Source organism: uncultured Fibrobacter sp. (assembly GCF_947305105.1).
In the GTDB taxonomy this organism is placed as follows: Bacteria; Fibrobacterota; Fibrobacteria; order Fibrobacterales; family Fibrobacteraceae; genus Fibrobacter.
The window spans coordinates 228,708-252,516 of the sequence record NZ_CAMZCS010000001.1 but is presented as its reverse complement, the minus strand read 5'-3'; the positions used below and the strand labels follow the sequence as shown (position 1 = coordinate 252,516).

The window sequence follows — 23,809 nt, the reverse complement described above, 5'->3', positions numbered from 1 at the left end:
AACCTCAACCAAAGGATAGGAACATGAAGCTCGTTACAGCTTACATCCAACCCGAAAGACTAAACCTCGTGAAGCAAGCCCTTTACGAGAGAAACATATTCAAGATGTCCGTTACCAATGTGCTGGGCTGTGGCCAGCAGAAGGGTTACAACCAGCGTTTCCGTGGCGTCGTCACCGAAGTGAACTTGCTTAAGAAAATTTGCTTGAAGATTGCGGTGAACGACGAATTCGTGCAGCCATGCATTGAAGGCATTATCGCAGGCGCCCGTACTGGCGAAATCGGCGACGGCAAGATTTTCGTCACGAGCCTCGAGCAGTGCATCAGAATCCGCACCGGTGAAACTGGACCGGAGGCAATTGGATAAAAGGGAATAGGGGCTAGGTTCTAGAAACTAGGGATTTGATTACGCAATGCGTGAGTCTCATAAGGGCGGCAACGCCGCCATTATCTCCACTAGATCCTAACCCCTAATCTCTAACCCCTATTCACTATTTAAAAGGATTTTTTTCAATGAACGAAGTTACACAAGTCGTACCTGTCAGCGACGCCATCTTTATGACAGAAAACATTTGGATCATGATCAGCGCCATGCTGGTGTTTATCATGGGTCTAGGCTTTGCCTGCGTGGAAGCGGGCCTTGTGCGTGCCAAGTGCGCCGCCAACGTGGCATTCAAAAACATCGCGGTCCCCGCCATAGGTATCACGATGTACGCCCTGATTGGTTTCGGGCTCATGTACCCGGGAACTTTCAACGGAATTCTCGGTTTCGCAGGCTTCGGCATCGGTGACTGGGCGAACCCCAATAGCTTCACCGCAGCCTACAACGGCCACTTCACGCTGTTTGCCGACTGGCTGTTCCAGGCCATGTTCGCCGCCACTGCCGCGACAATCGTGTCTGGTGCTGTTGCCGAACGCGTGAAGCTCAACTCCTTCCTGGTCTTTACCCTCGTCTACGTGGCTCTCGTCTACCCCATCGTGGGTAGCTGGACATGGGGCGGTGGCTGGCTTTCGACCATCGGCAAGGCTGGTTTCCATGACCTCGCTGGTTCTACGCTCGTCCACTCCGTGGGTGGCTGGGCAGCTCTCGCCGGCGTGATGATTCTCGGACCGCGTATCGGTAAGTACGTGAACGGAAAGGTTCATGCCATCCCGGCCCACAACATTCCGCTTGCAACTGTCGGTGTGTTCATGCTCTGGTTCGGTTGGTGGGGATTCAACGCCGGTTCTGCCCTCTCCGGCGACCCGAAGGCTACTAGCTGGATTCTTGTGACCACGAACCTCGCCGCTGTTGCAGGCATCATTACCGCAACGCTCACGAGCTGGATTGTCTCGAAGAAGCCCGACGCCACCATGGCCCTCAACGGATGCCTTGCCGGTCTCGTGGCAATCACTGCCGGTGCCGACGTGGTGACCCCGCTCTCCTCCTGGATTATCGGTGCCATCGCTGGTGTGCTCGTAGTCGGTGCTGTGTTCCTGTTCGACCGCCTGCACTTGGACGATCCGGTCGGTGCGCTCTCGGTTCACTTGGTGAACGGTGTGTGGGGCACGATCGCCGTGGGCATCTTCGATATGACTGGTGACTACAGCGTGCTCACTCAGCTCATCGGTGTCGCTGCCTACGCTGTCCCGTGCTTCGGTGCTGCTAGCCTGATTTTCTTCGCCATCAAGAAGACTATGGGCCTCCGCGTTACCGAACGTCAAGAACTCCGCGGCCTCGACCAAAGCGAACACGGACAAGAATCCTACAGCGGATTCCAAATCTTCAGCAACATGTAACAGTACTCTCCTAATAACAGGGGCGATGCCGATTCCAACCGGTGTCGCCCTTTTTTACTTATATTTTATCTGTATGAAAAGAAGGGACCTTTCAATTTTATTCATAATAGCATTCTTTTTTCAAGGATGTCCCTATATCGCAGGCGGAGAGAACCAGGCTGCCGATGAAATATCGCTAGATGATTTGCAGGGGTGCCTGTATAACGAAGAAATCTATATCAGCAGAAACGATTATTCAGATTCACATCTGTACTGCGAAGAACGTTGCATCAGGGATTCCATTCAATTCTCTCAAAGAAAGGTATACAAAGGACCTCGCAATGTTCCCGACACAACTGACTCGACTCTAACGAGCGGTTTCTGGACATTTGACCACATCGAGAACGGCTCGGCCAACGTTACAATAATAGGGCCCCAAAAAGACGGCTATTACATTCAAAACATTTCCATTTGGAATAAATACGAAAGCCCCGACAATTACAGGACTTACACCAGTTACGAGGAATACTTCCATTGGTTTGGAGAAAAAGGATGGACGCTATGCAAAGAATAATCCTCGCGTTCCTCTTTTTTTGCGTAGCCCAGGCAAATGCAATTTACATATCCACCTCTATTGGCGACAGTCGCATACAATCGGAAAACAAAATATATAAGCCAGGAGGAATCATCCACTGTGCGTTCGAAGCAGGGATTTTCAACGAATCCGATGACATCGTCGACTTCAAGTTCGCCATCGGAATCGACCGGTTCGGCTATTCCCATTCCAATGGAGACAAAAGCGTCTCTCTTTGGGAAGTCTACCTCAAACCGGTTATCTTTTCCATAACCAAAAACAATGTAATGTTCGAAATAGCCCCCTACTTGGGAAGGTTGCTTGGCGCAAGCGGATTAACCGATAACGACAATCAGCTTCTTCTTCACACATCCTATGACGATGGCGAGCCCATTACCATGGGCTACGAATACCGTCTAGGCTACAATATTAACGAAAGATTCCTCCTTGGATTAACGGCAAACTACCACTATGTCGCATACGGATTCCATCACAATGAACATCCATATGTCAGAGATGATAATTTTCTCATGGGCGGCTGGGGGCTCAATTTCCAGTATAATTTGCCGTGGTAGCGCAAAATCAACCCTCTAGGGCTCGACTAAACGGAGCCATTTTTCTATCTTTGCCCCCGAAAAACGCGCCCCCGGCGCCAAAACCCCTAGATTCTAACCCCTAACCCCTAGGCTCTAAACTATGCTTTTCAATTTCGACATGATCCAGGGCGTGTATGCCCGCATTCCCGCCCGCGTTGAAGCTGCCCGCAAGCAGCTGGGCCGTCCGCTCACCCTCGCCGAAAAGATTATCTACAGCCACCTGATCGATGGCGCCGAGAACAGGACCTATGAACGCGGCAAGGATTTTGCCGAATTCCACCCCGACCGCGTGGCCATGCAGGACGCTACCGCCCAGATGGCCCTTTTCCAGTTCACTACCGCCGGTAAGGCCCGCGTGGCAGTGCCCAGCTCCGTGCACTGCGACCACCTGATTATCGCCCGCGAAGGTGTCGAAAAGGACCTCCCCCGCGCCAAGGAAGAAAGCAAGGAAGTCTATGACTTCTTGCAGTCCGTCTCTGCCAAATACGGCATTGACTGCTGGCTCCCGGGTGCAGGCATCATCCACCAGGTGGTGCTTGAAAACTACGCCTTCCCGGGCGGAATGATGATCGGTACCGACTCCCACACCGTGAACGCTGGCGGCCTCGGCATGCTCGCGATTGGCGTGGGCGGTGCAGACGCCGTGGACGCCATGGTCGGTCTCCCGTGGGAACTCAAGTACCCGAAGATGATCGGCGTGAAGCTCACCGGCAAACTCCAGGGCTTTGCTACCGCCAAGGACATCATCCTCAAGCTCGCCGGCATCCTCACCGTTAAGGGTGGCACGAACGCCATTATCGAATACTTCGGCGAAGGCGCACGCAGCCTCTCCGCTACCGGCAAGGCAACGATTGCGAACATGGGTGCCGAAGTGGGCGCCACCTGCTCCACCTTCAGCTACGACGATTCCATGAGCCGTTACCTCCGCGCCACAGGCCGTGCCGACGTCGCTGACGCCGCCGACAAGATTGCCGCCGACCTCAAGGCCGACCCCGAAGTCGAAGCAAATCCGGAAAAGTTCTTTGACCGCGTCGTGGAAATCAACCTGAGCGAACTCGTGCCGCACTTCAACGGCCCGTTCAGCCCGGACCGTGCATTCGCCGTGACCGACATGGCAGAATCCCTCAAGGCTACCGAAACGAAGCCGGAATCTACTCCGGTCGTAAGCGCCGCCCTCATCGGCAGCTGCACGAACTCCAGCTACGAAGACCTCTTCATGGCCGCGAACATGATCAAGCAGGCCCTCGCCAAGGGTCTCAGCCCGAAATGCCCGCTCCTCATCAACCCGGGTTCTGAACAGGTGCGCTACACCGCCGAACGCGACGGCCTCATCGACTTGTTCAAGCAGTTCGGTGCCACCATCATGACGAACGCCTGCGGCCCTTGCATTGGCCGTTGGGACCGCGCCGGTGCCGACAAGAAGGAACTCAACACCATCGTCCACAGCTTTAACCGCAACTTCGCCAAGCGCGCCGACGGCAACCCGAACACGCACGCCTTTGTGGCTAGCCCGCTCATGGCCGTGATCGCCGCCCTCTCCGGCGACATCCGCTTCAACCCGATGACCGACACCCTCGTGAATAACGAAGGCAAGGCCGTGAAGCTCGACCCGCCGGAGCAGTGCGAACTCCCGCCGAAGGGTTTTGAAGTCAAGGATGCCGGCTACCAAGCTCCGGCAGAAGACGGCTCCAAGATTACCGTTTCCATCAACCCCGAAAGCAAGCGCCTGCAGGCTCTCGCTCCGTTCGCGGCCTGGGACGGCAAGGACATCGCCGGAGCCCCGATCCTCATCAAGGCCAAGGGCAAGTGCACCACCGACCATATCTCCATGGCCGGTCCGTGGCTCAACTACCGCGGTCACTTGGAAAACATTTCGAACAACATGCTCATCGGCGCCGTGAACGCCTTCAACGGCGAAACGAACAAGGTCCTCTGCCAGTGCGGTGAATACAAGGAAGTCCCCGAACTTGCCAAGATTTACAAGGCCAAGGGCACGGGCTCCATCGTGATCGGTGACGAAAACTACGGTGAAGGCTCCAGCCGCGAACACGCTGCCATGGAACCGCGCTTCCTCGGCGTGAAGGCCGTGATCGTGAAGAGCTTCGCCCGCATCCACGAAACGAACCTCAAGAAGCAGGGCATGCTCGCCCTCACCTTCAAGAACGCCGCCGACTACGACAAGGTCCAGGAACAGGACGTGTTCGACATCGTTGGCCTCACCAAGTTCGCCCCGGGTTCCGAGTTCACGCTCGTCGCCCACCACAAGGACGGCTCGGTCGATAACATCGCCCTCAGCCACACCTACAACGAACAGCAGTGGGCATGGTTCAAGGCAGGTTCCGCCCTCAACCTCATCCGCGCGAACAACAAGTAATCGAGCCTTCGGCAAGTTTCTTGTTGCCAGAACTTAACGGTAAAATGACCCTCGCGAAAGCGAGGGTATTTTTCTAAATTTGGCGGCGAAAAAAAGGGTATGCGATGAATTTTAATAATTGGCAAGAGATGTTCCGGAACATGAGCCCCGAGATGAAGGAACAGGCCATGAACATGGCGAAGGCCAAACTCAAGGAAAAAGTGATGCATTGGCTTTCCCAGCCAATCCTAATTGCGGTTGCGCTGGTCCTCGGAGCCATTGTCGGTGCGCTCACCGCATTTTTCGGTTCTATCCTGCAAAATGTCACCGCTATCCGCGATGCAAACCCACTATACTGGATTCCGGCGCTCGCTCTGGGCGGCATCGCCATCGTGCTCACCTACCGCAAGTTCGGCAACGGTTCGGAACGTGGCATGGGAATCATTTTCGATGTTGCACACGGCAAGGAAAGAGAAATCCCGCTCCGCCTCATTCCGCTCATCATGGTGACCACATGGGTCACGCACCTCTTTGGCGGCAGTTCAGGCCGCGAGGGCGTGGCTATGCAGATTGGTGCGACCCTCGGGCACAACATGAGTTCAAAAATCCATGTGGAGAACGCCCCCCGAGTTTTACTCGTGGCAGGCATGGCCGCCGGTTTTGCCGGGCTTTTCCAGACTCCGATGGCAGCCATTGCGCTCTCGCTCGAAATCCTTCTTGCCGCCCACCTCGAAATGGCTGCTTTGCTCCCCGCAACAGTCGCGGCCGTGGCCGCATACAAAGTATCCGAGATGCTCGGCTATGAAAAATTCTCAATAGATTTGAACGCTTTCTCGCCCGACTGGAATATCGCAAGCCTGTTCTACGGCGAAGCCGGCCTTGATATTTACTTTATCCTCAAACTCGTGGTACTCGGCATCCTCTTCGGGATTGTCGGTGGCGGTTTCGCAAGGCTCCTCCCGCTATCCAAGAAGTTCTTCGCGCTCAAGTTTCCGAACCCGGTCAAGCGCGTCGCCATCATGGGCATTGCCCTGAGCGCCTTGCTGCTTCTGTTCTGGCAAGGGCGTTATTCCGGCCTCGGCACGAACCTCACCGACTTGTGCTTTGGCAACGCAGCGGCCCTTTCGGCAAACGATGCCGGCATCTACGCTTACGACTGGATTTTAAAACTGCTGTTTACTGTCGTCACGCTTTCGGTCGGGTTCCAAGGCGGCGAGGTCACCCCGCTGTTCACCATCGGCGCGACCTTCGGCGCTGTCGTCGCTGCAATCGTAGGCGTCCCCTTCCCGCTTGCAGCGGCCCTCGGTTATGCAGCCGTCTTCGGCGGCGCTACGAACACGCTGTTCGCCCCCATCCTTGTTGGCGCAGAAATTTTCGGATTCGACACGCTCCCCGCATTCTTCATCGTATGCACGATTGCCTACGCCTGTAACGGTGGCAAGTCAATCTACGCACAAAAGAAATTGCGTCTGCGCTAGATTACAAAGACCATTTACGAGCCCTCAAGGTGGTTTTTATTAGCAGTGATAGGCACTCCGCAGTTGCCATGCCGCTGAGATTGTCTTATTTTTAAAGCATGCAAAACAATCGTGAAAACTGGGGCTCCAAAATAGGAGTCATCCTCGCTGTCGCCGGTTCGGCAGTCGGGCTCGGCAACTTCCTTAGATTCCCTGTACAGGCAGCCACTAACGGCGGTGGCGCATTCATCATTCCCTACCTCATCGCCTTCCTCTTGCTGGGCATCCCGCTCGCATGGATGGAATGGACACTCGGCCGCTATGCGGGCAGGCAAGGCTACGGCACTGCCCCGAGCACGCTCCACATCATCTTCGGCAAGAAGAAGCCCTGGGCAAAGCACCTGGGGTCCATCGGCCTCTTGCCACCCATCTTCATCGTTTTCTACTACGTGTTCATCCAGTCGTGGATCCTCGCATTCGCCTACTACTCGCTCACGGGCAAGCTCATGGAAGTCACGGCCCAGGGCAGCGCCGCGGTGACGCAGTTCTTCGGCGACTTCATCATGCTCAAGACATGCGTAGGCCCCATCCCCGTCGCAATTCTCTTCTTCCTCATCACGTTCGCCTGCAATATGGTCGTCCTCGCCTTCGGCGTGCGCAAGGGCATCGAGCGCGTGAACAAGATTTGCATGCCCATCCTGCTTATCCTCGGCATCATCCTCGTGGTGCGCGTGCTTACGCTCCCGGATATCGGCAAGGGGCTTGCCTTCATGTGGAACCCGAACTTTAGCGAGCTCGCCAATCCCAAGGTATGGATGGCGGCCGCAGGCCAGGTGTTCTTCACCATGAGCCTCGGCATGGGCATCATCTGGTGCTACGCAAGCTACCTCAAGCCCAAGGAAGACCTCGTGCTTTCTTCACTTACGGCCAGCGCCACGAATGGCTTTGCCGAAATCATCATCGGCGGCACGGTCGTCATCCCCATCGCAGTCATCATCGCGGGCGCGAACATCGAGGAATGCGCGAAGCTCGGTACCTTCGGGCTCGGCTTCCAGACCATGCCTTACGTGTTCGGCACACTCCCGCTTGGCGGAGTCCTGCAAACAGTATGGTTCGCCCTGCTCTTCTTTGCGGGCATCACCAGCGCCATTTCTATCATCCAGCCGCTCATCAGCTTCTGCGAAGACGACCTCAAGTTCAGCCGCAGAAAGTCCGTCACGACGATTAGCACCATCACCTTTATCGGCGGCCTCACCGCCATCTTCGGGCTTGCAGCCGGCACGGTCGACGAACTCGACTTCTGGGGCGGCACGTTCCTGCTCGTGGTGTTCGGCGCTATCCAGGCGCTCTTGTTCTCGTTCATCCTCGGTCGCAAAAAAGTGAAGACCGACGACGGCTCCGAAGATAACGAAGCATTCGCCTTGATGAACGAAGGTTCGCAGCTCAAGCTCCCCCGCTTCTTCAGGCCCATCATCCAATATGTCTGCCCGGCCTACCTGATTATACTGCTCGTGTCGTTCACGCTGACCGACGGGCTCCCGCTCATCACGCTGAGCAACATTCCCGCCGACGCGAAGGTCACCTTCCTCGGCTCGGAATTCTCGCAACTGTATTTCACCTGGGGCTTCCGCGGATTCCTGCTTTTGCTGGTGGTCTTGCTGAACGTCGCCATCGCCTACGCCTGGCGCAAAGGCGGTACCGCAGAACGCGGGCGAAGCTCGGGCATCCAGAAGATGCCTATCGGCAATTCCGACGAAACCACGACTAAGGAGGCATAACATGGACGCAGAATTCACAACCGGCGGGCTCGTCTTTATGCTCACCTCGTGGGCAGCAATTATCGGGCTATGCGCCTTCTGCTTTGCAAAGGTATTCAAGAAAAAATAAAGGAACGTTTATGGACATCCAAAAGAAAATCGAAGAACTGGGCTTGTTTTTACCGGCATGCCCGAAACCACTAGCGTCGTACGTTCCCGCGAACCGTATCGACAACCTCATCTATGTTTCAGGGCAGCTTCCCTCCATCAAGGGCGACCTCGGATCGTATGTCGGGTCCGTTCCGTCCAGCATGTCTCCCGAAGTGGCGGCTAGGGCAGCGGGTCTCTGCCTGCTCAATAGCATCGCAGCGGCGATGTCCGTGCTGCAACCCGGTGAAACGCTCAAGCTAGTGCAGATGCAGGGATTCATCCAATCCGACCCCGACTTCCACGAACAGGCTGCCATCCTGAACGGAGCGAGCAACCTCGCCGTGAAAATTTTCGAAAGGAACGGATATCATGCGCGTACGGCCGTTGGCGTTTCGAGCCTCCCGAAAAACGCAGTCGTCGAATTGAGCTGCATATTCCAGGTCATCGCAGACGAATCCAAATTCACGGGACGTAACGACTGGCTGCTCTAAGGCTCTCTAAGCCTTACGGCATGACGGTCTTAAGCCATTCACGCATTTCGTAAACATCAACGCCCGCAGTCAACGACTTGCGGGCAATTTTTGCGCCTGCAGCGGTCGCCATCTTGTGCGGATTGAGTTCAAAACCGACGCGGCCCAAGTCCAGACGGTCGGCATCGTAGCAAGTGTCTATGGTCGCATCGCCCGTAGAACGTTCCTTTGTATGGAACTTGCAGGCATGGTAGAGTTTTTCAAATTGTTCCTGCGTAATGTCGAGGAGCTTTTCCTCGAAGCACTGCTTGGCAAATTCCGCCCCGCGCTCGCCATGTTCGCCGTCGTAGCCGTCATCTTCGCGCTTGCTGTCGTGAAAGAGCGCGAATAGGCGCACCACCGTAATGTCCGCATGCGTAACCTTCGCAAGGCTTACCCCGTTGAACTCTACCTGCCGCCAATGCGCAAGACCGTGGATGTTCGAGTCGAACACCCGGTTGCTGAAGACGAAATCTTGTAAGGCGGCGAAGTCGATCATGGGAAGTGGTTAGTAAACAGTGGTTAGTAAACAGTGGTTAGTGGTTAGGGGTAATGTGAGTTTTGAGTTATGAGTTTTGAGTTATGAGTTTTGAGAGAAATGGTTAGTGATTAGTGGTTAGGGGTAATGTGAGGTGTGGGGTGTGAGGTGATTTTCATTACACATTACACATTCCACACTACACACTTCACACTATTTTCCATAGTTCTCCTTCAGTTCGGTCAGGCATTGCAGTGCCTGGAGCGGGGTCATTTCTTCGGGTTTCAGGCGGCGGATTTCTTCCTTGAGCAACTGCGTGGATTCGTCGGGAGGTGCGAACAAGTCGACCTGCGGTTTTTCCATGAGTTTCTTGTGCGTCGCTCCGTCGCTCGGGTCAATCTTCTGCTTTTCGAGGCGCAGCAAAATTTTGCGGGCTCGGCGCAGCACATTGTTCGGGAGCCCAGCCATCTCGGCCACGTGAATGCCGTAGCTCGAATCGCAGGCACCCGCCAAGATCTTGTGCAAAAAGACGAGCTTGTCGCCCTTTTCCTGGACAGCCACCTGGTAGTTCCCGGCATGTTCCAGGCTGTCGACGAGTCCGGTCAGTTCATGGTAGTGCGTCGCGAACAGCGTGATCGCAGCGCGGGCCGGTTCGTCGTGCAAGGTTTCGACAATCGCCCAGGCAATAGAAAGTCCGTCGAAGGTGCTCGTCCCGCGACCGATTTCGTCGAGCAGCACGAGGCTGTGCGATGTCGCATTGCGCAAGATGTTCGCCGTCTCGATCATCTCGACCATGAACGTCGAGAGGCCACGGCTCAGGCGGTCGCTCGCGCCTACACGCGTAAAGATGCGGTCCACCACGCCGATGCGGGCGCTTTCGGCAGGCACGAAGCATCCGATTTGCGCCATCAGCACAATCAAGCCGGTCTGACGCAGGTAAGTCGATTTACCAGCCATGTTCGGGCCCGTGATGAGCATGAGTCGCGTCGCCTCGGGCGAAAGCGAGACATCGTTCGGTATAAAGTCCAGGTCCGGATTCACAGCGACAATCACCGGATGGAACCCGCCCTTGATTTCAATCCCCGAACCTTCAAAGACTTCGGGACGCACGTAGTTGTACTTGCGCGCGGCACGGGCAAAACTGTAAAGCGTATCGACACGGGCTATCGCGTTCGCGATTTCCTGCAGTTCGGCACGCCAGCTATTCACGCGCTCGCGCAGTTCGCAGAAAATCTTGTATTCAAGCGCATGGATGTTCACTTCCGCGTTGCTGATGACTGATTCGCATTCCTTCATCTCGGGAGTGATGTAGCGTTCGGCGTTCACCGTCGTCTGCTTGCGGATGTACTCGTCGGGAATCGGGCTCGTGGCCTTCGCCATCGCGGCACGGGTCACTTCGATGTAGTAGCCGAACACGCGGTTGTAACCGACCTTCAGGCTCGAGATTCCAAGGCGTTCGCGTTCGCGGACTTCGAGCGAAGCAATCCATTCACGGCGGTCCTTGATATCGGCGTTCATCGCGTCGAGTTCCGCATTGGCACCCGCGCGAATCATGCCGCCCTCGCGTACGGTCAGCGGCAGGTCGTCGTTGAATTGGCTCAAAAGTTCTTCGCCGCGGCCTCGGGCGGCAATGAGGGCCGTTCTCATCGGTTCAAAAATCGGGGAACGCAAACCCTCGAGCACATCGGCCACCTTGGACGCCTGCGAAAGCGAACGGCCCATGCCCGCCAAGTCGCGGGCATTCGCGCGTCCGGCCCCCACACGGCCCATCAGGCGTTCCATGTCGAGGATGGACGTCAGCGATTCCTTGAGTTCGTCGAGTGCGACCGGATTGTTCACCAGTTCCTCGACAGCTTCCTCGCGTTCGCGGATGCGGTCCACCGAAATCAGCGGATGGCTCACCCAGTCTTTCAGGTTTCGCCCGCCCATCGCCGTCACCGTGAAGTCGAGCACGTAACAGAGCGTGCTGCTGATGTCATCGGCATTCAGCGGGCGCACCAGTTCCAGGTTCCTGAGCGTACTCGGGTCGAGCGTCATGTAGTCGTCGAGATTCAGAATCTCGAGGTTCGTAAAATGCGAAAGTTCGGACTTCTTCTGGTCCATCAGGTACTGGAGCAAGGCCCCCGTCACCTGCGTTTCGGCAATGCGCCCGTCAAGGCCGAGCCCGTCAAGGGCCTCCACCTTGAAATGCGAGAACAGAACGTCCTTCGCGGCATCTTCGCCGAACAAAAAAGCCGGCAGTTCCGTCACCAGAATATTCTCGGAGCGGATCAAGTCCATCACGCCAGAGGGAATCACGGTCCCTTCGGGCACCACGACTTCCTTGGGCATACGGCGACAGAACTCGCATTCGAACGCCTGCTGCGAACTCTTGCAAGCCGCCAGGTAGCCAGTCGTCACGTCGGCAATCGCAAACGAGATGCCGTCTTTTTCGGGGATGAACGAGCAAAGGAAATTGGCCTCCTTCGCGTTCAAGTTCGATTCGCTCATCGCGGTGCCCGCGCTGATAATCTCGACGATATCACGCTTGACAATCCCCTTCGCGAGCTTCGGATCTTCGACCTGCTCGCAGATAGCGATGCGGTAGCCAGCGGCCACCATCTTGGGCACGTAGCGCTCGGCAGCATGGTGCGGGAACCCGCACAAGGGCGTGGCCCCGGCGGCGCCGTTGTTACGGCTCGTGAGCGTAAGCCCCAAAATCTTGGAGGCGATGACGGCGTCGTCCTCGAAAAGTTCGAAGAAGTCGCCCATGCGGAAAAACAATATGCAGCCGGGATTCTGTTTCTTTATCTCGTAATATTGCTGCATCAACGGGGTTGCGGCCATTACGCATCCCCCATGGACAGTTCCACCTGTTCAGGATTCTCTTCGGGCGGAGCCATCACTTCGGGTTCGGACTCCTGCTTCGCGTACTGCGGAACCAGAGCGCCCGCTTCCAGAAGTTCGCTGAACTCGCGCAGGCGCGGCAAATCTTCGGGAATGCGGTTGATTCCGAAATACTTCATGAATTCCTGCGTGGTCACGTAGGTATAGGGGTTGCCGACAGTCTCGGCTCGTGCGCCCAGCGCAATAAAACCCTTGTCCAGCAAGTTGCGGATCGGGCCGTCCGCCGACGACACGCCGCGCACCTGTTCGATGGCCGCCTTGGTAATCGGCTGCTGGTAAGCAATGACGGCAAGCGTCTCGAGCGCCGCCTGGGAAAGTCGCCTGGCATTGGCCTCGGGGAAAAGCTTGCGGACCCACGGATAATACTTGGCACGGGTGCGGAAGCGGTAGCCTCCGGCCTGTTCCACAATCTCGAACGGGGCATTAATCTTGTTCAGGGAATCGTTCGCCAGAATCAGCGCATCCGCGACGGTACGCGCGTCCAAGAAATCGCCGAGAATCTCGCGCAATTTTTTCAGGGTCACAATATCGGGCGAAGCAAAGACTAGCGCCTGGATAATTCTCGCCAAGTCCTCACGGCTCTCCACTTTCGGGAGTTCCGCAGATTCCTCGGCCAAATCGTCTAAGTTCTGGTTTTCTTCCATGATTCCCTTTCAGTTATAATGACTAGAACACGACCAGGTCGTTCTTGTGGATGAGTTCGTCCGGGACATCCGCGCCCAGAATCTCATGCACTTGCGCCGTTTTCTTGTGCAGCACGAGCTTCAGCGTTTCGCTGTCGAATCCGGCGACACCGCGCGCGACCGCATCACCCGACGGGCTCAGGACTTCAATCAGGTCGCCCTTGTCGAAATGCTTCTTCACGGCGCACACGCCCACGGGCAACAGGCTAGAATGCTTTTCGCGCAACGCCTTCACGCCGCCCTCGTCCACAACCACGGCCCCGCGCGGAGTCGTGATAAAGCTGAGCCAGCGCTGGCGGCTGTTGAGCTTTTTCTTGGAGCCCACAAAGAGCGTACCCTGCGCATTTTCAAAAAGCACCTGGTGCGGCAACACCTTCATGCCGCTCGCGAGGAAGGCGTTGCAGCCGCTCTTCGTCACGTTGCGGATAGCTTCGAGCTTGCTGCGCATACCGCCCGTGCTCACCGCGGAACCCGTCTCGCCAGGTTTGCCGGCAAGGGCCAGAACGGCAGGCGTAATCTCGGGCACAAAGCGCAACAATCGGGCGTTCGGGTTCTTCTTCGGGTTGTCGTCGAAGAGGCCGTCTTCGTCCGTGAAAATCAAAAGCAAGTCGGCATCGAGGAACAAAGCCACGTCGCTCGAAAGCTTGTCGTTGTCGCCCACCTTGATTTCGGCGACAGCAAGCGAATCGTTCTCGTTGATAATCGGAACAATCTTGCGCGCCAGCATAGCCTTGATGGTGTTCTGCAAGTTCTTGTAGCGGGTGCGGTCGCGGAAGTCGTCGGCAGACAAAAGGATCTGCCCCACCGAGAGCTGCATCCAGCGGAACATTTCGCGGTAAGCGTACATGAGGTCGATCTGGCCCACGGCGGCACAGGCCTGCTTTTCGGCAAGCACCGTCGGCTTTTCCTTGTAGCCCAGCTGGCTCATGCCGGTGCCCACGGCGCCGCTTGTGACAATCACGACTTCCTTGCCCGCTTCCATAAGGCGGGCAACGGAATCGGCAAGTTTCTGGATATAGCGAGTACGAACACCGCCCTTCTCGGAATCCACCAAAATACGGGACCCGATTTTCACCACGATACGGCGGGATTCATCTAAAATATTCTTACGAAGTTCACTCATACAAATAAAAAATAGAATGTATCAGCGCGACAAAAAAAGTTGACGCAGAAAAACTAGCGGAAAACAGCCGTTTGGCCATTCTCAAACCGGACGAGAACCGGTTTACCCTGCGCCTTGAAAATTCCCTGCCATCTACCATCGTAGAGATAGACTCCGTTCAAGTCAAATACGCGATACCGCATTCCCGGCATAACGGATTCCACAAGAAATTCCGCCGGCTCAAAAATCCGCAAAGGTTTCTCGGAAGTATCCGCGGCAGCCCCCGAAGAATCACTCACCGAAGCAGACGTGTCTGCCGGTTGTTCACCCACCGAGGCAGAAGTGTCCTTCGGCTGCTCACCTACCGGATCTTTTGCCGACGTGTCTGCCGGAGCGGGTTCCGCTATTTCTGCTAGAATTTTTTTTTGAGGGAGGCGCGAAATATCCTCTTCGGTAAGCCCAGGTGAACCACTCCCACCCCAAAGAACCTCTCCCTGGCATGCCGATAGCATTTCCTCGTCACAAACCTTTTTATGGATAATCTTACGTCCCTGAATATCTCTCGCTTCCGGTAGGATACGATCCAGCAAACGTTGGGCACTATCCTTTGTCATCTTGATAATACCCCACTCCTGCCACTTCATAAACTCATAACGCAGAACTGCCGTCATCTTGAAATCATATCCCGCGGCGGCTTGTCTTTGTTCGTCCACATTCAAGGATTTAAAAAGCTGCGCCTTTGTGATTAACGGATTGAAAAGCACAGCGAAAGTGGTGTCCATCGTAGAATAGTACGCAAGACCTCTGTCCTGCGAGCAGTTGATATAGGTCGTATCCACATTGCAAATCTTTGCAGTGTCTACTTCCAAATACCCTTTTTCGAACTGGAACTCCGTCCAAATAAGGTTTACGCTGGACCACGCCGAGGCGGCGAGGAAAACGATGCACATCAATATTGGTTTCATGCTGCGCCTTCTTTGTTAAACCATGTCCGTCAATGGGATTGGACTGAAATGTACCCGATAGATAGTCAGTCCTTCTCCCAGATTAACCTTTTTAGCAACAAACGAACCATACGCGGTCTTTTTGCCCTGACCCAAAGTCAATTCACACCACCTAGCATGAATCGTACCGGCCCAATCCCCTTCAATATGGATAGAGCCAGGAGCGTACTCAATCAATTTAAATCCTTTCGCAACGGTTTGCAAGTCCGAATTCACAATTTGAGGATTCCAAATGACGTTTCCATCGGCAATAATCACCGTCTCGCGCCCCGGATTCATAAATTCCAGACGGCTTCCGGCATTCAAGGTAATGTTTCCGACCCTTATCGTGCCGGTTCCCAATTTGAGAGTGCCACCAGAATGCACAACGATGCTTCCATACGACTCACCACCACTTAAAACGAACGTTTCTCCCATATTGACAATCAGATTATTCCAAAATTCCTTGCCATCCAAGGAATGGTGAGCATCATCAGAAACAAGATAGGGCCATTCACCCAAATAATGCTCGCTCGTTGTTCCAGTCACAGAGGCTCCCTGAGACAAAACCGGAGAAACCGAAGCTGTCGGCAAAGAGTAAATGTGCACATCACCAACGGCATGGGCATTGTTTTGCAATTGGATATTTCCCTTCGAGAAAATATCCCCAACCGTGGAATTTACGCCTACAGAAACTGCATACGGCAAGGCATATTCAGAGGCAATCTGGCAATATCCATGCATTCCGGAATTGCAAGTCACATTATTTCCGACATTGATTTCATTAAAGGCATATATACCCACGAGACTCGGGGCATCCCACTCAACCGTTTCCACCGGGTTGAAATTCGCAGAATAATCATCCGAAATATTATATGGATCCGTTTCACCGTTATCCACGTAACCATTATGATTCAAATCTTCGGCTCCATCTGGAAGTCCGTCATTATTCGGATGGTCCGAATCCACATCCAATTCGGCACGAGCACTATCACCATCAATATCGGCATATTTTTCGACACGACATAACAATGCATCATATGGATTCATATAATCCCCTATATGGGCATCAACAGATTCATCATATCCCGATTTAGGATTGAAGCACGTCTCTTTTGATACAAATTCTTCCTTAATCGTATAAGAGAATATTTCTACCTTGTCATCAATATCATCCCCATCGGAATCTTTCTTGAAGGGATTTGTTTTAAAACGTTCCACTTCGTCAAAATCAACAATACCGTCGCCATCAGAATCAATGTGAACACGGTGATCACTCATTTTCGGATTAGAAACAATTGGAGGAACAATATAAAGGCACATGGAGTAACTGCTGCTAGGAACCCATTCCGCTTCTCCACCATTGGATATATTCACCAAATGTATTTGGAATTCGTTCCCTGAATACCTGTAACCATCCAAAATCATTATATGTCGCGGAAAATTTTGGCCAACATACATGGGGCGCCCAGCATTTATATAGGGCACTACATCATCTGCAGTCAGTGATCTAGCCATTTCATCGTAAATATTTCCTTCCGAGTCCCATTTTTCTGTACTCCAATAATCCATTTGGGATTGGTCTTCTATATTCAAAGCCCACATCAATACGGCAAACAATTCAGCAGTAGCCCCCGATCCAGCCCCACCTAAGCCAAATGCGCCCGCAATCTTGTCTTTTTCAAGTTTTGAGTAGTGATTCCCATTAATTTCAATATCTTCAAAAGCGGACGTCTTACCATGGAACTTTATCTCATCCTGAGTCAAATTGCCTTTATAGAAATGATTAAGCATTTGAGCTCCTGCAACCCAACAACGCCAAGACACCTCAAGGAAAAGATCATTAGGACGAGGCAAGAACAAGTAACTATCATAAGGGATTTGATTATAGACAAATACATCTGGATGGTCCCATGAAATTTCTGGGAATTCCGCTAATTCCCCCCAGTTAGGGACAAGCATCCTCGTATCTTTATGAACTGCATACTGAGGAACTCGCAAATAGTGTTCATCGCTAAAATCATTGCATATCTTTACAGTTTTTCTCTTCCAAATGGTATAGTGATCTATCCATGGATTGCTCACAGAGTATTTATCACTCCAAAAAACAACACGGACACTCCATTCGTAGGTTCCCGCTTCCAATTCTTTATCATAATAAGCGCGATGTTTCATTCCATTGTAGACAGTATCCCCACTCACGGATTCTATTATCGTCAATTTGTAACCAATCGCCCCTTCTACCGGATGCCAAGCAAAACGGACGTTTCTTTTCGATTTTGGATTTTCAGGGGAGTCCAAGCATATCGTTTCTTCATTATGGTACGCAATCGGATCTGGGACATCCGTCGTATTCACATCATAGTCCGGCGTATAGCTGTACCATTTTCCATCAATTTTTTTGTAAAATATACCAGGTTCAACCTTATGCCAATATTCATCGTAGAACCCAAAATCATACCGAATCCTTGAATATTGAATATTCGCCAACCGCGCATCTGAAGCTAGAACTCCATCATTATAGCCCCAAGACAAATAGTCCATGATTGTTGTATTGTAGCGGAGAAGAATTTCCCCTTGCACGTCCTGCAACATAGGCACAGCAGCAACAAGATCGTCATCCGGACAATTTAACTGAGTAGGGCAGATTCGCAACCTTTTACCAGGTTCCAACACAGCACTCGATACCGAGCTCGAGCTAGTCCCCGTACTTGTGGCCCATTTTAGTGATATGTTGCTTAAATTAGCCGGAGTCGTTCCATAGTTTTCTATTTCTATCCAAGAAGGAATATTTCCATAAGGCGTCGGCTGCAACCCCACAAAACGAAGACTCGGGACAATCAAACTCGGATCGATATAAGAACTTCCGCCAATCAAGTTATTCCCTTGGAATACATTATAGTTGAGGGCGGTCGTAAAGGTTGAACCCAACGGGAATCCATTGGCACTCGTTTTAGAAATGGGCTGCCAGTCGGTGCGGTGGATTCCAACGCTCACTCCACTGGAATTCGGAGAAGTCCCTGCCCCCAAATGCGGGATCGTTGCACGGATGATGACATTTTCGCCAGACTGTTCCGCAATCCAAATCGTCCAATCTTCCGTGTAGTAGGAATCCAAGGCAAACGTCTCGGAAGGATTCTTTTTCAAGTAAAAATCGACCGTTACGTTATCGTAGCTTTGCCCCGAATTATTGACAACGCGCATGCGCAAGCCAAGCATTGACGCATTGTAGACCTGCTCATCGTTCACTTCGACAGTGATTTGTCCAAAAGAAAGTACCGACAAAAAAAGTACGAAAAGGCAAAGCCATTTATTCATAAACAATTCCTCCAATAAAGTCCAAAAAAGGCCACGCAAAATATAGCCTTATTTTGTAGAAAAAGGAGAAATTTTATATATACAAATAAAAAAGCGTTGTACTACCTGCAAACAAGCAGTCGGATTGCATCCAAGCGAATTTGCGGGTTCGAAACCGTCTTCTTCCATTCCTGCACGTTCTTGCGCAGTTGCTGGAGCTGAGCGCTGTTACCTCCCTTGCCACGCATAGTCAGCAAGTGGTTCATGCGCTGGTATTCCTGTTCGCACCTTGCTTCGACAGCAGCCGAAGCACTTTCCGCATATTCCTTGGCCGAAACCATCGCTATACGGCGAGCGGCAGCAAAGCCTTCCTTTGCAAAGAACTTGAGCGTCATGTCCACGGCGGAATTCCCTTGCGGCACACCGACATCCTTGAACTGGGCGCCTTGCAGCTGTTCCACCAAGTTAGAAAGGTCCGTTCCCTTGGAATCAATCACCACGCTCACGTATTTGGGCCCGGCAATATCGGCAACGCCCCATTCCTCGAGAACAGGCAATTCCACCAAGAAGTTGTACTGCATCAAGAGCCCGCGCATACCCGAGTTCTGCCAAATACAGCTGGCTATGGCACCATGGGAAAGTCCGGTTTCAAAGTCAATGACGCCTTGGGCAAGAGGGTGTTCCAGGCTGACAAAATCAATTTCGTCGTGAATCATTGCCGTCGCACGGTCAAACGTCACCGTAAGCGAAATATTTTCCGAGCCTTGTTCTTCTTCGGCATCGGCAACAGCGACCATTCCCTGCGTAGGCATGCCCGGGACGGTTCCCGCCTCCACCTGCGGCCCCATGGTCACGACGCAGCAATTCGGGATTGCGCTCGGTTCCACGTAAAGGCCCCTGTCGCGGAGGGATTCCACCATCAAATTCTGGAGTTCCGGATTTTCGTCAATTTGCCTGATTTCATCCGTAATTTCTTTAGCCTTTTCGGGATTGCGGGAATTGAATTCCAGCAACTTGTCGCGGCCCTTCTCGATATTCTTGCGCATCTGTTCGCAATCTTTTTTCACCTGAGGAATGACGTTCGCGACAAATTTCTTGAGGCAACCCTGCGGGTCGGCCAATGCCTCGATAAGGCTGTCCGTGTACTTGAGGAACAGTTCACCCCCGCTCATGAGCGGAGCACCGAAGGCATTCAGGCCATCGTTATACCAGCGGAACATGACTTCTTGGCCAGAACCAGCGACATAGGGCACATGGACCACGATATCCTTCGTCTGCCCGATTCGGTCGAGACGGCCAATGCGCTGTTCCACCAAAGCGGCATCCAAAGGCAAGTCAAAAAGCACCAAATGATGCGAGAACTGGAAGTTGCGCCCTTCGGAACCGATTTCAGATGCAATGAGGAGGTTCGCTCCATCCGGGCGGCTAAACCACGCAGCAGCCTTGTCACGCGCCATGATGGTCATTTCTTCATGGAACATGGAGAACGTCCCTTCGCCTAGATAATCCGTCAACAACTGGCCCAAAGCGAGCACGACATCGATTGATTCGCAAATCAGGAGAATCTTTTCGTTCTTGTATTCTTTCAAGAAATCCTTCAGCCACACAAAGCGCTCGTCCATGCTCCAGGCATCGGAATACTGAGTACAGAGGAGGCCGTTTTCCTGGATATCGGTCGAAGCGTCCAGGTTTTTCTCGGCAGCGATATTCACCATCTCGCGGTAGCGGGGATCCGGTTCCAGGCGGATTTCGTCGAGGACGCGGCTCGGGAAGCCGCCTACGCCCTTGCGGGTATTGCGGAACACGACCGAGCCTGTGCCCATGGCGTCGACAATGCGGCGCATCCATTCCCCGGCAGGCATGCTCTTCGAATTTTCTTGTTCGAGCCAAGGACGGATCGGAGAATTTTTCGGGACAGATTCGTAAAGGTCGTCCCAGCTCATGTGGTGATTCGGGTCCGTCGGCAACTTGCTCAAGTCGTTCACGAGCTTGCGGTAAGATTCCTGGGACTTGATAAATTCGTTGTAATCCGAGAAGCGGGCCGGGTCCAGCATGCGCAGTCGGTTAAACTGGGATTCCGGATGCAGCTGGAGCGGAGTACCCGTCAGCAAAAGGATTCCCTTGGACTTTGCAAGAATCGCGTTGGCGAGCATGTACTCGCGGCTGGTAAAGCCGTCTTCGCAAACCAGGTGGTGCGCCTCGTCGATGATAGTCATGTCCCAATTGGTTTTGAGCAAATCCTCGATAAGGGCGGGCTGTTCCATCAAGAAGTCAATAGAGCAGATAATGTCGTTGCTCTGCAGGAACGGGTTCGGCTTCTCGTCTTCCTTGTCCACAGAAATAAACAGGCCACGGACGTAACCTTCGTCGACCAGGGTGAACAACTGGTTGAAGCGGCGCTTCATTTCGATCATCCACTGGTGCTTCAGGGTTTCGGGAACAATAATCAGCGTGCGGGAAACCCTATTGCGGGCCCGGAGCGCATGCCAAATCATACCGGCCTCGATAGTCTTGCCCAAGCCGACTTCGTCGGAGAGCATGAGCCTCGGCAGGCTGGAACTTGAACAGGCTCGGTAGCACAAGTAATACTGGTGCGGGATCATGTCCACACGCGGGCCAATCATTCCGCGCACTATGGAAGACTGCCACTTGCACGAAAGCTTCATAGCACTTTCGCGGCGGGCAAATTCCTTGCAAGAATAGGTTTCGCTGTTGGCGAGTGCCCTGAAAAAGTCTGCTGGCCTAGTCGTGACCTTGGGATTCAGTTCGGATTCCTTCATCTCGCGACCGGCACGGCCCACGTAGACAATCAGTCCGCCCGCTTCGCGAACAGACTCCACCGCGAACGACACGCCTTTTTCACTCTTGGCGGTCTCTCCCGGTTGCAACACGTACCTGTCGACAGGAGCGCTATCCGTCCTGTACATACGGCATTGATTTACTGCGGGGAAATTAAACTTGACGGTCCTTCCCTGAATTTCGGTGACAATTCCTAATCCTAAATCGGGTTCCAGTTGGCTAATAAAACGCTGGCCGGGCACAAATACTATCATATTGCCCCAATTTAGTTTTTTTTGGTAATTTCGGCATACCCCCGACGTTGGAAATGCTAAATTATACGCAGAATATGAAATGGTTTTACATAGACGAAAGCATAACTGACGGCGAACGAAGGCAAGGCCCTTTTTCCATCGAGGAAATCCAGAATTTTGTCAAGGAAGGCAAGATAACGAATTCTACTTTGGTCTGGCACAGCGGCGAAGAATCTTGGACAACCTGGAAAGAAGCCAAGGCCGAAATAGAGCAGAACGAAGCGAACCAGGACAAGATCCTTCAAGAGACCATCAACGAGATTCTCAAACAGCAAGTATTGACCAAGCACTACGCTGGCTTTTTCGTCCGCGGTCTCGCCTTCTCCGTAGACACAATCCTTCTCGGCTTCGCCGGGATTATCGCCTTTGTCGTCTTGTGCAGCGCAGGGACCATAAACCTCCAAGAACTGACGCAGGCCACCGATGCCTTCTCGAGCAGCCCCTCCATCGAGACCATGAATGCGATTTTTAACGCGCCCGGAATGGACCTGTTCTTTACGATATCGCTTTTATTGCAAACGGTCTACTTCGTCGTACTGCACGCCCTTTACGGAGCGACTATCGGCAAGATGCTTTTCCGGATTCATGTCGAAACTGCGAAAGGCGACAAGATAACGTGGCTCGCATCCATCATCCGTTACATCGCAAGCCTCATGAGCATGATGCTCTACTGCCTCGGTTACCTGACCGTCCTCATCGACCCCAAGCGCAGGGGCCTCCACGACTTTATCGCAAGTACATGCGTTGTCTATAACACACCCAAGACTATACAAATCACGGAGAAATAACTATGGATCAGTTTGTCGTCCCCCAAGTCAAAGGGCCCGTTGACGGCGAAGTAGAAATCTCTGGTGCAAAGAATGCCGTTCTCGCTGTCATGGCGGCGACTCTCCTTGCCGACGGTATATCCGAAATCACGAACGTCCCGCACCTCAAAGACATGAAGACCATGTCCGACGTGCTGCGCGTCATTGGCTGCCGCATCAGCGGAGGGAGCCACGTTCTCAAGATTGACACCCGTGGTGCCGACCACCTCGAAGCCCCTTACGAACTCGTGAAGACCATGCGCGCAAGTTTCTACGTGCTCGGTCCGCTCGTAGCCCGCTTCGGACGCTGCCGCGTCTCGCTCCCCGGCGGATGCGCCTGGGGCCCGCGCCCTGTGGACCTGCACCTCAAGGGCCTCGAGGCGCTCGGCGCAAAAATCACCGTGACACACGGTTATGTCGAAGCCACTTGCGAAGGTCGCCTGCCCGGCGGCAACTTCAACTTCCCGATTTCAAGCGTGGGCGCGACGGTGAACGTCCTCATGGCCGCGACCCTCGCCAAGGGCGTGAGTGTGCTCCAGAACGCAGCCCTCGAACCCGAAATCGACAACCTGATTGACTACCTCACCAACATGGGAGCCAAGATCCAGGGCCGCGGCACGCGCACGCTCACCGTGCAAGGCGTCGAGAGTCTCCGCCCCGGTAATGGCAACACCATCCCCGACCGCATCGAGGCAGGCACGTTCCTGTGCGCCGCCCCCATCACCCACGGCCGCGTGAAAGTCACTAAAGTCATCCCGGAACACATTGCGTCGACACTCGACGCTTTCCGCGAAATCGGCTGCAAAGTCACCACCGGTACTGACTGGGCCGAGGTGGACGCCCGCGACGTGCAACTCAAGCCCATCAGCATTTCCACGCTGCCCTTCCCCGGGTTCCCCACCGACATGCAGGCGCCGCTCATGGCGACCCTCCTTGCAGTCCCGGGCAACAGCCTCATTCAAGACACCGTCTACAACGACCGCTTCAAGCACGTCGCCGAGCTCGAACGCCTCGGCGCGAGCATCCAGCTCAACGGCAACACGGCAACTATCAAGGGCGGGCTCCCACTCGAAGGCGCCGACATCATGGGCTCCGACCTGCGCGCCAGTGCGGCCCTCGTGCTCGCCGCCATGATGGCCGAGGGCGAAACAACCATCAGCCGTATCTACCACCTGGACCGTGGCTACGAGGATTTCGAAGCCAAGATGGCTAAGATTGGCGTAACCGTCAAGCGCGTCAATCCGGACGCTGCCGACGAATAAAAACAGATTAAACAAAAAAATAAAGGGCGGATTGAAGAATCCGTCCTTTTTCATATTTCCTAATCGAA

General features: G+C 53.7%; 17 protein-coding genes. 10 read left to right on the top strand and 7 right to left on the bottom strand.

Going from position 1 to position 23,809, the window contains the following annotated elements:
* Positions 1-23: 23 nt before the first annotated feature.
* The 8 genes from Q0Y46_RS01075 (at position 24) to Q0Y46_RS01040 (ending at position 9,134) form a co-directional block, all read left to right on the top strand.
* Entirely contained in the window at positions 24-365 is a 342-nt protein-coding gene (locus tag Q0Y46_RS01075) for a P-II family nitrogen regulator (RefSeq protein WP_290927376.1), read from the top strand.
* A 146-nt stretch (positions 366-511) separates the two neighbouring features.
* Positions 512-1,777, top strand: a complete 1,266-nt coding sequence (locus tag Q0Y46_RS01070) for an ammonium transporter (protein WP_297943858.1) — start codon at positions 512-514, stop codon at positions 1,775-1,777.
* 73 nt (positions 1,778-1,850) lie between these two features.
* Positions 1,851-2,330 (top strand): hypothetical protein, encoded by a 480-nt coding sequence (locus Q0Y46_RS01065; RefSeq protein WP_297943855.1) that lies wholly within the window; start codon positions 1,851-1,853, stop codon positions 2,328-2,330.
* Positions 2,318-2,905: a hypothetical protein gene (locus Q0Y46_RS01060; protein WP_297943852.1), complete on the top strand. Its 588-nt coding sequence runs from the start codon at positions 2,318-2,320 to the stop codon at positions 2,903-2,905. Before Q0Y46_RS01065 ends, Q0Y46_RS01060 begins: the two co-directional genes overlap by 13 nt.
* Positions 2,906-3,026: 121 nt before the next feature.
* Positions 3,027-5,300, top strand: a complete 2,274-nt coding sequence (locus tag Q0Y46_RS01055) for an aconitate hydratase (protein ID WP_297943849.1) — start codon at positions 3,027-3,029, stop codon at positions 5,298-5,300.
* A gap of 173 nt (positions 5,301-5,473) precedes the next feature.
* On the top strand, positions 5,474-6,757 hold the full coding sequence (locus Q0Y46_RS01050) for a chloride channel protein (RefSeq protein WP_366522465.1): 1,284 nt from the start codon (positions 5,474-5,476) through the stop codon (positions 6,755-6,757).
* 98 nt (positions 6,758-6,855) lie between these two features.
* Entirely contained in the window at positions 6,856-8,514 is a 1,659-nt protein-coding gene (locus tag Q0Y46_RS01045) for a sodium-dependent transporter (protein ID WP_297943843.1), read from the top strand.
* A gap of 119 nt (positions 8,515-8,633) precedes the next feature.
* Positions 8,634-9,134, top strand: coding sequence for a RidA family protein (locus tag Q0Y46_RS01040; RefSeq protein WP_173843219.1), 501 nt, complete (start codon positions 8,634-8,636; stop codon positions 9,132-9,134).
* A 13-nt stretch (positions 9,135-9,147) separates the two neighbouring features.
* Here the strand turns inward: Q0Y46_RS01040 and Q0Y46_RS01035 are convergent, their stop codons facing one another.
* From Q0Y46_RS01035 to rapA, 7 genes are all read right to left on the bottom strand, one after another.
* Positions 9,148-9,651, bottom strand: coding sequence for a hypothetical protein (locus tag Q0Y46_RS01035; RefSeq protein WP_297943840.1), 504 nt, complete (start codon positions 9,649-9,651; stop codon positions 9,148-9,150).
* Between the two features lie 192 nt (positions 9,652-9,843).
* Complete coding sequence (gene mutS, locus Q0Y46_RS01030) at positions 9,844-12,456, bottom strand: DNA mismatch repair protein MutS (protein ID WP_297943837.1); 2,613 nt, start codon at positions 12,454-12,456, stop codon at positions 9,844-9,846.
* The gene (gene scpB / locus Q0Y46_RS01025) at positions 12,456-13,160 is read right to left on the bottom strand and encodes an SMC-Scp complex subunit ScpB (RefSeq protein WP_173843222.1); all 705 of its coding nucleotides are present in this window, start codon (positions 13,158-13,160) and stop codon (positions 12,456-12,458) included. Before scpB ends, mutS begins: the two co-directional genes overlap by 1 nt.
* A 22-nt stretch (positions 13,161-13,182) precedes the next feature.
* Entirely contained in the window at positions 13,183-14,322 is a 1,140-nt protein-coding gene (gene proB / locus Q0Y46_RS01020; protein ID WP_295682946.1) for a glutamate 5-kinase, read from the bottom strand.
* A 53-nt stretch (positions 14,323-14,375) separates the two neighbouring features.
* Positions 14,376-15,266, bottom strand: a complete 891-nt coding sequence (locus tag Q0Y46_RS01015; protein ID WP_297943834.1) for a hypothetical protein — start codon at positions 15,264-15,266, stop codon at positions 14,376-14,378.
* A 15-nt stretch (positions 15,267-15,281) separates the two neighbouring features.
* Positions 15,282-18,602: a hypothetical protein gene (locus Q0Y46_RS01010; protein WP_297943831.1), complete on the bottom strand. Its 3,321-nt coding sequence runs from the start codon at positions 18,600-18,602 to the stop codon at positions 15,282-15,284.
* Between the two features lie 101 nt (positions 18,603-18,703).
* Positions 18,704-21,634: an RNA polymerase-associated protein RapA gene (gene rapA / locus Q0Y46_RS01005; RefSeq protein WP_295682938.1), complete on the bottom strand. Its 2,931-nt coding sequence runs from the start codon at positions 21,632-21,634 to the stop codon at positions 18,704-18,706.
* 74 nt (positions 21,635-21,708) lie between these two features.
* On the opposite strand from rapA, the gene Q0Y46_RS01000 reads away from it, so the two are divergent.
* Both Q0Y46_RS01000 and murA read left to right on the top strand, forming a co-directional pair.
* Positions 21,709-22,461: an RDD family protein gene (locus tag Q0Y46_RS01000; RefSeq protein WP_297943828.1), complete on the top strand. Its 753-nt coding sequence runs from the start codon at positions 21,709-21,711 to the stop codon at positions 22,459-22,461.
* 2 nt (positions 22,462-22,463) lie between these two features.
* Entirely contained in the window at positions 22,464-23,741 is a 1,278-nt protein-coding gene (gene murA, locus Q0Y46_RS00995) for a UDP-N-acetylglucosamine 1-carboxyvinyltransferase (RefSeq protein WP_295682934.1), read from the top strand.
* Positions 23,742-23,809: the final 68 nt, after the last annotated feature.